Source organism: Micromonospora profundi (genome assembly GCF_011927785.1).
Lineage (GTDB): Bacteria > Actinomycetota > Actinomycetes > Mycobacteriales > Micromonosporaceae > Micromonospora > Micromonospora profundi.
In genome coordinates, this window is sequence record NZ_JAATJK010000001.1 from 223,490 (window position 1) to 236,499 (window position 13,010).

Below are 13,010 nucleotides of genomic sequence, written 5' to 3' on the forward strand. Positions count from 1 at the left end.
GCGTGGTACCGCCCGTCGCAGGTGAGTGCGCTGGCGTGAGACTCGTCCTCGTCCGTCAGGCCGGACCGCCGAGAACGCCCGTGGGCGTACTCGGCAACGCAGCCCTCAGCGGTGAGGGCTGGCGCCGTCGCCCGGAGGTGGCGGGACCCGGGGGTGTCGTCGCCCGGAGGCGGCGGGGGCGCGGAGGCGGCGGGGCGCGGACACCGACCGGGCGCTGCGACTGACCGGCAGCGGTGCGGTCTGCCTCGAAGGGCGCACCGAGCGAGGGCCGAACACCAAGACCGAGCGAGGGCCGAACACCAAGACCGAGCGGGGGCCGAACACCAAGAAGGACCTGGCGGGCCGGAGCCCTCCCAGGTCCTTCTTTGGGTCGGAGGAGTTGGTCAGCTGCTCTTCGACACCTTCGTGACGTCGAACGACTGGGTCACCGCGTCCTTCGGGTAGCCCTCGACACCCTGGCGGATCACTGCCAGGTTCGGCAGCAGGAAGAGCCAGTCGCTGGCGGCCTCCTTGGAGATGACGGCAGCGGCCTCGGCGAACTTCTTGTCCCGGACCGTCGCGTCCAGGGCCGTGTCGGCCTCCTTCATGAGCTGCGCGACGGCCGGGTTGTTGTACCGGTAGTAGTAGTCCGGCTGGCTGTAGCGGATGAGGTCACGCGGCTCGACGTGCGCGATGATCGACAGGTCGTAGTTGGCCTTGCCGAGCACCTTGTCGAGCCACTGCGGCATCTCGACGTTGTTCTGGGTCACTGTGATGCCGACCTCGGCCAGCTGCGAGGCCACGAACTGCGCCGACGAGCGGGCGTACCCCGGCGGCGGCACGTCCATCGTCAGGGTCAGCCCGTTGGCGTGACCGGCCGCGGCCAGCAGCTCCTTCGCCTTGGCGGGGTCGTGCGGGAAGTCGCCGGTGCGGTCCTCGTACCAGGGGTCACTCGGCGGCACCATGCTGCCGATCAGCGTCCCGTACCCGGACCAGACGGTCTTGACGAGCGCCTGGTGGTCGATCGCGTGGCGGATCGCCTGACGCACCCGGACATCGGCCAGCGGCCCCTTGGTGTTGTTCATCGCCATGACGACCTCACCTGTCGTCACGCCCTCGACCACCTGGAACTGGTTGTTGCCCTTGAACACCTCAAGGAGCTGTGGCGCCTGGATGTTCGCCACGATGTCCAGCTGACCGGACAGCATGGCGTTGTTCAGCGCGTTCGGGTCGGTGATGTACCTGAAGACGGCAGTGCCGACCTTGGCAGCCTCACCCCAGTAGTTGTCGCTGCGGGCCAGGGTGATGCTGTCGCCCCGGTTCCACTTCTCGAACTTGAACGGGCCGGTGCCGTTCGGTGCGGTGTCCAGCTTGTCGGCGCCCTCCTTGAGCACAACGCCGACTCGACCCGCGATGTCGAACAGCCAGCTCTGGCTGGCCCGCGAGAGGGTCACTACCACTGTGGACTCGTCCGGTGCGTCGACGGCCGAGACGACCTGCATCTGCGACTTGAACGGGTTCGTCGAGCCCTCCGCGATCACCCGCTTGAAGCTCCACACGACGTCCTGTGCCGTGAGCTTCTGTCCGTCGTGGAAGGTCACGCCGCTGCGGAGCTTGAACGTGTACTTGGTGCCGTCGTCGGACATCGACCACTCGCTCGCCAGCAGCGGTTTCACCTCGCCGCTGGCCGGGTCCTGGCGCACCAGGCCCTCGTACACGTTGTAGAGGAGAACCTGCGGGATCGCCGCGCCGGCCTCGGCCGTCAGGTCGAGGCTCACAGGCTCCAGGTAGGCACCCAGGGTGAGCGTTCCGCCGCCGGAACCGCCCTCGGTGCTCTTTGCGTCGCCACCGCCACTGCAGGCCGTAAGAGCCAGTGCAGTGGCGAGCAGCACGGCGGGCCACTTTATCGTCAGCCGATTCATTCGTGTCGTCCCATCGCGAAGAACGCCAAGGGCGCTCATGTCCTGTGAGCCGGGACACTAGGAGGGTGGTACATGATGCGAAAGGGCCAGATCAGCAGGGTCGGCAGGTACCAATCGGCCTGCGCCCACCATGCGGGACCTGGGACATCTCAAGCGGCAGGGCTTCCGGCGTCCGTGCTGCTCGGGCTGCCGTCGGGGCTACCGCGCCACCCTGAAGCCGGTGTTGCCGCTTGAGGAATCCTCGGTCGTGCGGCTCCGGGCCGCCACACGGTAGCGGTTGCAGTACGAGTCGTGGCACAGGTAGGAGCCACCGCGAATGACACGCTCGCCGGGCAGCGTACGGCCCCACGGGTCCCGCCACGGCTCCGCGGTGATCTCCCATACGTTGCCGGCGACGTCGTACAGCCCGAAGCCGTTGGGTGGGAAGGCTGTCACCGGCGACGTCCCCACGAAACCGTCGTCCGCGCTGTTTACGGTCGGGAAGGTGCCCTGCCAGATGTTGCAGCGGTGCTGCCCGTCCGGTGTCAGCTCGTCGCCCCAGGCGAAGCGGGCCTGCGGCAGCCCGCCGCGCGCCGCGTACTCCCACTCGGCCTCGGTCGCCAGCCGTGTCCCGGACCACTCGCAGTACGCCTGCGCGTCCCGATAGGAGACGTGCACGACCGGGTGCTGCTCACGTCCCTGGACTGTCGACCCGGGTCCGTCCGGGGCCGCCCAATCGGCTCCCTGAACCGCCAGCCACCATGCCGCCTGCGGCACGGCGGCGTCCAGGACGTGCTGGCGTGCGGACGGCGCCAGCAGCAGGTGGAAGACGAAGGACCAGCCGAACCGCTCCGCGTCCGTGCGGTACCCGGTCGACTCGACGAAGCGGGCGAACTCCCGGTTCGTCACAGGTGTCGCAGCGATCTCGAACGAGTCCACCCGCACCGGGCGGGCCGGACCCTCCATGTCCTCTGGAACACCGTCAGGGTCGTCGGCGCCCATGAGGAACGTGCCCCCGGACAGCGCGAGCAGGCCCACCGTGTGGGCAGAGCGCGGCGAGCCCGTGCGGGCGGCCGCATCCGCCGCTGCGTCGGCGGCCGCCGACGCAGCGGCGGGCGTGCGTTTCAACGCGCAGCACGGCGACGCCACAGCCCTGCCCCCATCGTCGATCGGGCCGGCGGGTGCGTCGTTCACCTGCGCTCTCTCACCGGCCGTACTGCGCTGGCAGAGGGTCGGACCCGCTTTCGACGCCCTCACTGATGGCTGCGGCAACGGCATCCCCGAAGTCCTCCGTCGACATCCCCATCTCCGGGCCGCGCATCGCGCCCAGCCTCGGCAGCACCGCCTTCACCCCGGCCTCGAGGCTGCGCGCCGCCTCCGGGTGGCCCAGGTGCTCCAGCATGAGAGCGGCGCTGAGGATCGAGCCTGCGGGATTGGCCCAGCCCCGGCCGGCGATGTCAGGTGCGGAGCCGTGGACCGGCTCGAACATGCTCGGCGCCGAGCCCGTCGGGTTGAGATTGCCGCTGGCGGCCAGGCCGAGACCACCCTGCACGGCTGCGCCGAGGTCGGTGATGATGTCGCCGAACAGGTTGTCGGTGACGACAACGTCGAACCGCTCCGGCTGCGTGACCAGGTAGAGGCACATCGCGTCGACGTGCACGTAGTCCACCTCGATGTCGGGGTGCTCCGCCGACACCTCATCGAAGGTCCGCTGCCACAGGTCGCCGGCGTACGTGAGGATGTTCGCCTTGTGCACAAGTGTGACGTGCTTGCGCGGCCGACCCATAGCCAGCCGGAAGCCGTGCCGGATCAGGCGTTCGACACCCTTGCGGGTGTTGACCGACTCCTGGGTCGCGATCTCGTCCGGCCCCCCACGGTGGATGAAGCCGCCCGCACCGACGTAGGCGCCCTCGGTGTTCTCCCGAAGGATCACGAGGTCACACTGCTCGGGACGGAGTCCCTTGATGGGCGTGGGGACGCCGGGCAGCAGCTTGACGGGCCGCAGGTTGACGTACTGGTCGAAGGCCGTCCGTAGGTGGATCACCAGGCCGCGTTCGAGTACGCCGGGTGGCACCGACGGGTCTCCGACAGCGCCGAAGAGAATGGCGTCCGCCTTTGCCAGCTCCTGCTCCACATCGGGCGGCACGACCTGGCCGGTGATGCGCCAGTAGTCCGCACCGAGTTCGTAGTCCTCCCACACCAGGTCGAGCCCGAACCGTCTCGCCGCGGCGTCGCACGCCTTGACCGCCTGGGCGGTGACCTCCGGTCCGATGCCGTCCCCTGGCACCAGCGCGATTCGCTGGGCGCTCATTAGCCCACCCCTGTCCGCGGGCAGGAGACCGTCACCTGCCGTCGCCCGGCCAGCGTGGCGGGATTGGGCCGTCCGCAACAGGTCCAGGTTGCCGGTTATGCTAGTACCAGCAGGGCCGGGACGGTGCGCCCGCGTGACAAGGGACGACGGGACGACGCCCCCCGCGAGAGGGGGTCGGTATGACGGACTTCCTGTTGCCGGTCAACCCGCAGAGCGCAGTTCCCCTGTACGAGCAGATCATCACGGGCATCGAGGACGCGATCCTCGCCGGGCATTACGACGACGGCCCGCTTCCGAGTACCCGCCGGCTGGCCGAGGCGCTGGGCGTCTCGCGCAACACGGTGCTGACGGCCTACGACCGCCTCATGGAACAGGGCCTCATCGTGACCGTGCCCCGGCGCGGCCTCTACGTCTCCTCAGAGGCCGTGGTGCGGATGCGGGCCGCGCGGCGTACCTCCCGCACGCCGACGCAGCCGATCGACTGGCAGGCGCGGCTTCCGGACCCGCCGCCCGCTCCGGTGTACCGGGACCCGGCGTGGGTGCGGGCGCCGTTCCCCTTCGTCGTCGGCCAGCCGGACCCCGCCATGTTCCCCATTGGTGCGTGGGAGAGGGCGCAGCGTGAGGCGCTGCGTCAGGACGGGCTGTCGCATGTCATCGGGGACTCCGGGCAGGCCGACGACCCGGAGCTGGTGCGTCAGCTGTGTGAGCACGTGCTGCCGTCGCGCGGCATCTCCGCCAGCCCGGACCAGGTGATGATCACGCTGGGTTCGACGCATGCGCTGCACCTGCTCGCGGGCGTGCTCGTCCGGCCGGGCAGCGTCGTACTGGCCGAGGATCCCGGCTACCCGGACGCGCGGACCATCATGCAGATGGCCGGGGCCGAGGTGGTGCCGGGCAGGGTCGATGAGGACGGTCTCGTCGTGGAGGACCTGCCGGCGGATCTGCACGGCGCGGGTCTGGTGTACGTCACGCCGAGTCATCAGTACCCGACCGGAGCGACGATGTCGGCATCCCGGCGAGAGGAGCTGCTGCGACGGGCAAGTGCGGCGGACGCGGTGGTGATCGAGGACGACTACGACCCGGAGATGACGTTCCGCGGCATCCCCGCGGTGGCGGTGCGCGCCCTCGACGACGAGGACCGCGTCGTCTACCTCGGCAGCTTCAGCAAGCTGCTGGCGCCCGGCTTGCGGCTCGGTTACGTGGTGGCGTCCCCGGCGCTTGTGGACGCGATGCGGGCACGTTCCCGCTATGTGTTACGCCATCCGCCCGGCCCTATGCAATGCGCCCTCGCGCGGTTGATCGCCAGCCGCGACCTCGCCCGTCACGTCCGCCGCATCCGCGCCCACTACCAGGGGCTTTACGAGGAGATGGTGCGGGCGGTGGAGCGTCACGTGCACTGGGGGCCGCAACCGGTGCCGCGTGGTGGGCTGGCCCGATGGATCACCGGCCCCGCGGGCCTGGACGCCGAGGAACTCGCCCGCGGGCTGCGCCGGCAGGGCGTCCTGCTCGACCCCGGTGCGCCGTACTGGATCGCCCGGCCTGCCCCACGGCACCACTTCCGGCTGGGGTACCAGGTGATGCCGCTGGACCGCATCGACGAGGGCGTGCGACGGGTCGCCGCAGCCGTGGAAGCGCTGGTGCAGCCCCGACTGGTACCCCCGCCGCCTCGGAAACTGGATGTTCCGCTTCCCAGCCCTAGTTCGTAGTGTCCGTCGCCATGACGTCGGACACCCACGCCGCCCTCCGGGCCGGCCACCTCGTCGACGAGCAAGCCGTCGTGGCGCTGACCCAGGAGCTCGTCCGCATTCCCTCGACGTGGGACCCAGCCCGCGAGCGTAGCGAGCAGCCGGCAGCGGAGCGTGTCGCCGAGGTCATGCGGGGTTTCGGCTGGCAGCCGGAGGTCGTCGAGGTTGCCCCGGGGCGGCCCAACGTCGTGGCGGTCGTGGACGGTGGCCTGCCCGGGCCGACGTTGATGTTCGAGGGGCACACCGATGTCGTCACCGAGGGCTCTCGTGACGAGTGGACCGTCGACCCGTTCGGCGGCGAGATCGTCGACGGGCGCCTGTACGGCCGCGGCTCCGCCGACATGAAGGCCGGCGTCGCCGCGATGATCCACGCCACGCGAGCCGTCGAGCTGGCCGGGCCGTTCCCCGGCCGGATCGTGGTGGCCGCCCTCGTGGACGAGGAGGGCCAGATGCTGGGCGCGAAGCACTTCACGACCACCCCCCTCGCCGCCGAAGTGGACGCCGCGATCGTCTGCGAGCCGGAGGCGGAGGAGATCTGCGCGGTCGCCAAGGGCGCCGTTCGGTTGCTGGTCACCTGTACCGGACGGATGGCCCACGGTGCGATGCCGCAGCACGGCCGCAACCCGATTCCCGCGGTGGCCGAACTCGTCCAGGCCCTCAGCCGTTTTCAGGCGGAGTTGCAGGTGGTGCCCGGTGAGCACGAGCATCTCGGCCTGACGTACCTGACCCCCACGGTTCTGGACGCCGGCTCCGCCGACCAGATCAACGTCATCCCGGGCCGGGCCGTCCTCGGCGTGGACTGCCGCACGGTGCCCGGTGTCGACCACGCCGCCCTCGCCGAGCGCGTCCGCTCCGACGCGGCGGCCATCGGCGCCCGGCACGGCGTCACGTTCGCCGTCGACGTCGTCGACGACAGGCCCTGCGCTGTCACGCCCGAGGACCACCCCATCGCGCTCGCCGTGGCCCGGGCCCACCGCGACGTCACCGGTGTCGAACCCGCCTTCGGCGGCGTGCCCGGCGCTACCGACGGAACGATCCTGTGGCGTGACAGCGGCATCCCGAACGTCGTCTACGGTCCCGGTCCGAAGTGGATCGCCCACCAGCCCGACGAGTACGTCGAGGTCGACGACGTCGTACGCAAGACCAGGGTTTACGCCGAGGCCGCGCTGGTCTTCCTCACCGGCGCCACGGTCGCCGAGGCGGGTGGGGCGCTGTGACCGCCCAGGAGCTGCTGGCCGCGCTGCCGGCCGGCCTGCCGATCGGCGACGGCTGGGTGACCGCCACGCAGATGAAGCCTGTGCGGTTCCCGTACGACGGCAGCACCGTGACCGAGGCGCCGTGGGGCAGCTCCGATGACGCGGAGGCCGCCGTCAAGGCCGCGCACGACGTCGCCGAGCAGATGGCCAACCTGCCCGGCCACGCACGCCGTCGGGTGCTGATGCAGGTCGCCGCCGACGTCCGCGCCCTCGCCGGGTCCCTCGCCGAGTTGCTCGTCCTCGAGACCGGCAAGCCGCTTGTCGACTGTCGGGTCGAGGTCGCCCGCACCCTTGTCACGCTGGAGACGGCCGCCGAGGAGGTCGGGCACCTCACCGGCGAGACGGTCGCCCTCGACATGCAGCCGGCCGGCGAGGGCATGGTGGGGTTCTGGGTACGCCGCCCGATCGGCGTCGTCGTCGGCATCACCGGGTTCAACTACCCGCTGCTGCTGGCCGCGCACAAGGTCGCGCCGTCCGTCGCGGCGGGCTGCCCGGTCATCGTCAAGCCGGCGCCCAACACGCCCCTCGCCACGCTCGTGCTCGTCGACCTGTTCCGGCGCGCGGGTTGCCCGGCGGCCGGCGTGCAACTCGTCACCGGTGGCGTCGAGGTCGGCAAGATCCTGACCACGCACCCGTACGTCGCCGCCGTGTCCTTCACCGGTTCCGCGAAGGTCGGGCACGAGATCGCCCGTGCCGCCGCCCCGCGGAAGGTGCTGCTGGAACTCGGGTCCAACGCCGCGCTCGTCATCGGCCGCGACGCCGACCTCGACCGGGCCGCCGAGGCCGTCGTACGCGGCGGGTTCTACGCATCCGGGCAGGCGTGCATCAGCGTCCAGCGGGTCATCGTCGAGGAGCCGGTCCGCGAGGCGCTGATCGAGCGCCTCCAGCCGCTGCTGGAGACCGTCACCACAGGGGATCCCCGGTCCGCGGACACCCGCGTGTCAGCCCTCGTGGACGAGGCGTCCACCGAGCGGGTCCACTCGTGGGTGGACCGGGCGGTCGCCAGCGGGGCCCGCTGCCTGGCCGGCGGAACGGCGCAGGGCCGCGTCCTGCAACCGACAGTGCTCGTCGACGTCCCCGAGGACGCCGAGTGCTGGTCGGAGGAGATCTTCGGGCCAGTGGTGTGCATCCGTTCGGTGGCCGACATGGACGCTGCCGTCGCGACTGTCAACCGGTCCCGCTACGGGTTGCAGGCAGCCGTCTTCACGCGCGACCTGGCGGTCGCCCTCGACGCCGTACGCCGCCTCGACGTCGGCGGGGTACTCGTCAACGAGGTGCCCGGGTTCCGGGCCGACAACATGCCCTACGGCGGCGTGAAGGACTCCGGTATCGGACGGGAAGGGCCCCGCTTCGCCATGGAGGAGTTCACCGTGACCAAGATGGTGATGATCAGGCCATGATTCGGAGTAGGAGCACACCCGCATGCTGATCTACTTCGTCAGGCGGCTGGTCATCCTCGCGGTATCCCTGTTCGCCGCGTCCGTCCTCGTCTTCACGTTGCTGTCGCTGCTGCCCGGTGACCAGGCGCAGGCAAGGCTCGGCGTGAACGCCACCCCCGAGGCGCTGGAGGCGTTGCGCGAGCAGTTCGGGACGAACCGGCCGTTCACCGAGCGGTACCTCGACTGGATCGGCGGCCTGCTCCGTGGCGACTTCGGAACCTCGCCGCTCAGCGGGGTGTCGGTGGGCTCGGAGATCGTCGACAAGCTCGGCGTCACAGTGCCACTGATTCTGGCCGGGATGACGCTGGCGCTGCTCATCGCGCTCCCGCTCGGCGTCCTCGCGGCCGTGAAGAGCCGTACGCCGATCGGAACGGCGCTGTCGGCGCTCAGCCAGGTCGGCATCGCCGTACCTTCGTTCTGGCTCGGCATCCTGCTCATCACTGTCTTCGCGGTGAAGCTGCAGATGCTGCCCGCCGGCGGGTTCACGGGGTGGGAGGACGTCGGTGGCGCTGTCCAGGCCCTGCTGATGCCGGCGCTTGTCCTCGGCGTGGCGCAGGGCGCCATCCTGATGCGCTACGTCCGCTCCGCGGTGGTCGAGGTCATGCAGGAGGACTTCATCCAGACCGCGCGGGCCAAGGGTCTGAGCCGCTCGCAGGCGCTGAAGCGGCACGCGTTGCGCAACGCGGCGATCCCCGTCATCACGGTCCTCGGCCTCCAGCTCGCGACGCTGCTCATCGGCACCGTCGTCATCGAGAACGTCTTCGGCCTGCCCGGCCTCGGCCGGATGCTGCTCCAGGACGTCGGCAACCGCGATCTGCTGAAGGTGCAGGGCACGGTCATGGTGCTCACGGCTGCGGTGCTGCTGATCAACTTCCTGGTCGACGTGGTGTACCACGCGGTCGACCCCAGGCTGAGGAGCAACGCATGACCTCCGTCGCCGACGCCCCACCCGAGGCCACCGCCGACGTCGTCGCGCCAAGCGTCGGCAAGCCGCGCCGCCGGTGGAACCTCACGCTGGTGATCGGCACCACCATCGTGGGCCTCGTCGTCCTCACCGCACTCGTGTCGTTCCTCTGGACGCCGTACGACCCCACCCGCGTCAACCCGGCGCAGACGCTGGCTTCCCCCGGCAGCGCCCACTGGCTCGGTACCGACCACTTCGGCCGGGACATCTTCAGCCAGTTGCTCGTCGGCGCGCGTACCACCCTGTTCGTCGGTGTCGTCGCCGTGACGATCAGCGCGGCGATCGGCGTACCGCTGGGTCTGCTCGCCGCCGGCGGGCGGCGCTGGCTCAGCGAACCCGTGATGCGTGCGCTGGACATCGTGTTCGCCTTCCCCGCCATCCTGCTGGCGATCATCCTCGCGGCAGCCTTCTCCGCCTCCACGCTCACCGGCATGATCGCTATCGGCGTCGCCAACGTCCCCGTGTTCGGCCGCATCACGCGCGCCGGCGCGCTCCAGGTGCTGCGCAGCGACTTCGTCCTGGCCGCGCGCAGCTACGGTCGCCGGGGCGTGGTGCTCATGGTCCGGTACGTGCTGCCCAACATCGCGGCACTGCTCATCGTCCAGGCGTCGGTGTCGTTCGCGCACGCGGTCCTCGCGGAGGCGGCGCTGTCCTACCTCGGCTTCGGCACTCCGCCACCGACCCCCACCTGGGGCCGGATGCTCCAGGAGGCCCAGAACTACTTCGTCGTACAACCGATGCTCGCAGTCTGGCCCGGTCTGGCCATCGCCCTGTCGGTGCTCGGTTTCAACCTCATGGGCGACGGGTTGCGCGACGCCCTCGACCCGCGGCTGAGAGGACGGTGACCGGGGTGAGCGGGCTCGTGGTGGAGGACCTCGTCGTCGAGGTCCACGGCGTGCCCGCCGTCAAGGGCATCTCGTTCGAGATCGAGCGGGGCAGCCGCATGGGGCTCATCGGTGAGTCGGGGTGCGGCAAGTCCCTGACGGCCCTCGCCCTGATGGGCCTGCTGCCTCACGGGGTGACGGCGTCGGGGCGGGTGCTGCTCGACGGTCGTAACCTTCTGGACCTGTCCGACCGCGAGATGTGTTCGGTCCGGGGCAACGACATCGCGATGGTGTTCCAGGAGCCCATGACGGCGCTCAACCCGCTCATGCGGGTCGGCAACCAGGTCGCCGAGTCGCTGCGGCTGCATCGCGGGATGAGCCGTGCGGCGGCCGGCGCCCGAGCCGTCGAGCTGCTCGAACGGGTCCAGCTGCCCGAGCCTGACCGCACCGCGCGTAAGTACCCGCACCAGCTGTCCGGCGGCCAGCGGCAGCGCGTCGTGCTGGCCATCGCGCTGGCCTGCGACCCCGCCGTACTTGTGGCGGACGAGCCGACCACGGCGCTGGATGTCACGGTGCAGGCGGAGATGCTGCGGCTGATGGACACGCTGGTGCGCGAGGAAGGGGCGTCCCTCCTGCTCATCACCCACGACCTGCCCGTCGTCGCCAGCATCTGCCAGGAACTGCTGGTGATGTACGGCGGCACGATCGTCGAGCACGGCGAGGTCGCAGCGGTGTTCGACTCCCCGCGGCACCCGTACACGGCGGGTCTGAAGGCGTCCACCGTGCTGGACAGCGCCGACGGAAGCGGCCGGCTGGCGACGATCCCCGGTCGGGTGCCGAGCCTCGGGGCCTTCCCCGGCGGGTGCGTGTACCGCAACCGGTGCCCGCGCGCGGACGACGTCTGCAAGACCGTCCCGTTGCTGACGGCGCCACCCGGCAGCAGTCGGCGTGCGGCCTGCCACCACCCGATCGAGAGCGACCAGCCCCTAGAGAGCGGAAGGGCCAGGGCATGACCGCGACCCCGTTGCTGGAAGCCGTCGGCGTGGTGCGCGAGTACCGGTCCCCGCGGCAGTCGCTGCGCACGCCGGGGCGGCCGGTCCGCGCGCTGGACGGCGTGAGCCTTCAGGTCCACGAGGGCGAGGCGTTCGGCATCGTGGGGGAGAGCGGCTCCGGCAAGTCCACGCTGTCGCGCATCCTCATGGCGCTCGACCAGCCGACCGCCGGTATAGCGACCTACGCCGGCCAGCGCATCAGCGGCGTGCCGGAGCGGCGGCTCGGGTTCCTGCGGCGGGACGTGCAGATGGTGTTGCAGGACCCCATGTCGTCGTTGAACCCGCGGATGCGGGTCGCGGACATCATCGCGGAACCGATGCGCGCGCTGCGCCTGCCGGGTGACCACCGGGCGCGGGTCGCCGAGCTCATGCACGCCGTGGGTCTGCCAGAGGAGGCGGTGAGCCGCTACCCGCACCAGTTCTCGGGCGGCCAGCGGCAGCGCATCGCGATCGCTCGCGCCCTCGCGGCGGGGCCGAAGGTCATCGTGGGCGACGAGCCCGTCAGCGCGCTCGACGTCTCGGTGCGCGCGCAGATCCTCAACCTGCTCACGGACCTGGCCGAACAGTTCAGGCTGACACTGGTCCTCGTCTCCCACGACCTGTCCGTCGTCCGGTACCTGTGTGACCGGGTCGCGGTGATGAACCAGGGCCGGATCGTCGAGACGGGTGACACCGCGTCGATCTACTCCGACCCCCAGCACCCCTACACCCAGAGGTTGCTGTCCGCGGTGCCCACCCTGCGCGGCGACCTTCTGGACCGATTCAACAGGAGCAGCACATGAGGTTGGTTGACCGCGTCGCCGTCGTGACCGGAGGTGCCAGCGGTATCGGACTGGCGACCGTCGGCCGGCTCGTCGAGGAGGGCGCGCGTGTCGTCATCGCCGACCTCGACGGCGACCGTGCCGTCCGGGTGGCAGCCGATTTCGGGACCAGCGTCATCGGGGTGGCCTGCGACGTCACCCGGGCAGAGGACTGCCGTGCTGCCGTCGCGACCGCCGTGGAGCGGTTCGGGAAGCTCGACCTCATGCACGCCAACGCGGGTACGCCGTTCACCGGGCCCGTCGAGGAGGTGGACCAGGCGACGCTCGACCGCGTCGTGGACGTCAACCTCAAGGGGGCGTTCTGGACGGCGCAGGCCGCGGTGCCCGCGCTGATCGAGGCAGGTGGCGGCTCGATCGTGTTCACCGCGTCCCTGCAGGCCGTCATCGCCCGCCCGCGGTACTCGCCGTACACCGCCGCCAAGCACGGGGTCATCGGGCTGATGAAGGGGCTGGCCCTTGAGCTTGCGCCGCACGGCATCCGGGTCAACGCGATCGCCCCCGCGGCGACGGAGACGCCGATGCTCTCGGCGTTCCTCGGCGGGATGGGAGACGTTCCGGACAGCGCCCGGCAGAACTTCCGGGAGTCGATCCCGTTGGGCCGCATGGCGACGCCGCGCGACTCCGCGGACGCGGTGGTGTACCTCGCCAGCGACGAGGCGCGGATGGTGACTGGCCACACGCTCGTCCTCGACGGCGGCACGACGGCCGGCTGAGGGTG

Annotated in this window: 11 protein-coding genes; 8 read left to right on the top strand and 3 right to left on the bottom strand. The window is 70.6% G+C overall.

Annotation, left to right across the window (positions count from 1 at the left end):
• Nucleotides 1-383: 383 nt before the first annotated feature.
• The 3 genes from F4558_RS01015 to F4558_RS01025 all read right to left on the bottom strand — a co-directional run bounded on the left by F4558_RS01015 (nucleotide 384) and on the right by F4558_RS01025 (nucleotide 4,191).
• Nucleotides 384-1,871 carry an ABC transporter substrate-binding protein gene (locus F4558_RS01015; RefSeq protein ID WP_231639946.1) on the bottom strand — a complete coding sequence of 496 codons (1,488 nt, stop codon included), beginning with the start codon at nucleotides 1,869-1,871 and terminating at the stop codon, nucleotides 384-386.
• Between the two features lie 228 nt (nucleotides 1,872-2,099).
• A complete protein-coding gene (locus F4558_RS01020; RefSeq protein ID WP_376767480.1) occupies nucleotides 2,100-3,074 on the bottom strand; it encodes a formylglycine-generating enzyme family protein in 975 nt (324 codons plus the stop codon).
• A gap of 10 nt (nucleotides 3,075-3,084) precedes the next feature.
• Entirely contained in the window at nucleotides 3,085-4,191 is a 1,107-nt protein-coding gene (locus F4558_RS01025) for a 3-isopropylmalate dehydrogenase (RefSeq protein ID WP_053653112.1), read from the bottom strand.
• A 179-nt stretch (nucleotides 4,192-4,370) separates the two neighbouring features.
• Between F4558_RS01025 and pdxR the strand changes: the two genes are divergently transcribed.
• Genes pdxR through F4558_RS01065 form a run of 8 tightly spaced genes read left to right on the top strand, consistent with a single transcriptional unit; the run spans nucleotide 4,371 to nucleotide 13,005 of the window.
• Complete coding sequence (gene pdxR / locus F4558_RS01030; protein ID WP_053653111.1) at nucleotides 4,371-5,897, top strand: MocR-like pyridoxine biosynthesis transcription factor PdxR; 1,527 nt, start codon at nucleotides 4,371-4,373, stop codon at nucleotides 5,895-5,897.
• A gap of 11 nt (nucleotides 5,898-5,908) precedes the next feature.
• Complete coding sequence (locus tag F4558_RS01035) at nucleotides 5,909-7,153, top strand: M20 family metallopeptidase (RefSeq protein ID WP_167942927.1); 1,245 nt, start codon at nucleotides 5,909-5,911, stop codon at nucleotides 7,151-7,153.
• Nucleotides 7,150-8,592 carry an aldehyde dehydrogenase family protein gene (locus F4558_RS01040; RefSeq protein ID WP_167942928.1) on the top strand — a complete coding sequence of 481 codons (1,443 nt, stop codon included), beginning with the start codon at nucleotides 7,150-7,152 and terminating at the stop codon, nucleotides 8,590-8,592. The genes F4558_RS01035 and F4558_RS01040 overlap by 4 nt, the downstream gene beginning before the upstream one ends.
• 22 nt (nucleotides 8,593-8,614) lie before the next feature.
• Nucleotides 8,615-9,559, top strand: coding sequence for an ABC transporter permease (locus F4558_RS01045; RefSeq protein ID WP_053653109.1), 945 nt, complete (start codon nucleotides 8,615-8,617; stop codon nucleotides 9,557-9,559).
• Nucleotides 9,556-10,440 (top strand): ABC transporter permease, encoded by an 885-nt coding sequence (locus F4558_RS01050; RefSeq protein WP_167942929.1) that lies wholly within the window; start codon nucleotides 9,556-9,558, stop codon nucleotides 10,438-10,440. The genes F4558_RS01045 and F4558_RS01050 overlap by 4 nt, the downstream gene beginning before the upstream one ends.
• A 5-nt stretch (nucleotides 10,441-10,445) precedes the next feature.
• Entirely contained in the window at nucleotides 10,446-11,432 is a 987-nt protein-coding gene (locus tag F4558_RS01055) for an ABC transporter ATP-binding protein (RefSeq protein ID WP_231639945.1), read from the top strand.
• Nucleotides 11,429-12,253 carry an ATP-binding cassette domain-containing protein gene (locus F4558_RS01060; RefSeq protein ID WP_053653106.1) on the top strand — a complete coding sequence of 275 codons (825 nt, stop codon included), beginning with the start codon at nucleotides 11,429-11,431 and terminating at the stop codon, nucleotides 12,251-12,253. Before F4558_RS01055 ends, F4558_RS01060 begins: the two co-directional genes overlap by 4 nt.
• Nucleotides 12,250-13,005, top strand: coding sequence for an SDR family NAD(P)-dependent oxidoreductase (locus F4558_RS01065; protein ID WP_053653105.1), 756 nt, complete (start codon nucleotides 12,250-12,252; stop codon nucleotides 13,003-13,005). The genes F4558_RS01060 and F4558_RS01065 overlap by 4 nt, the downstream gene beginning before the upstream one ends.
• Nucleotides 13,006-13,010: the final 5 nt, after the last annotated feature.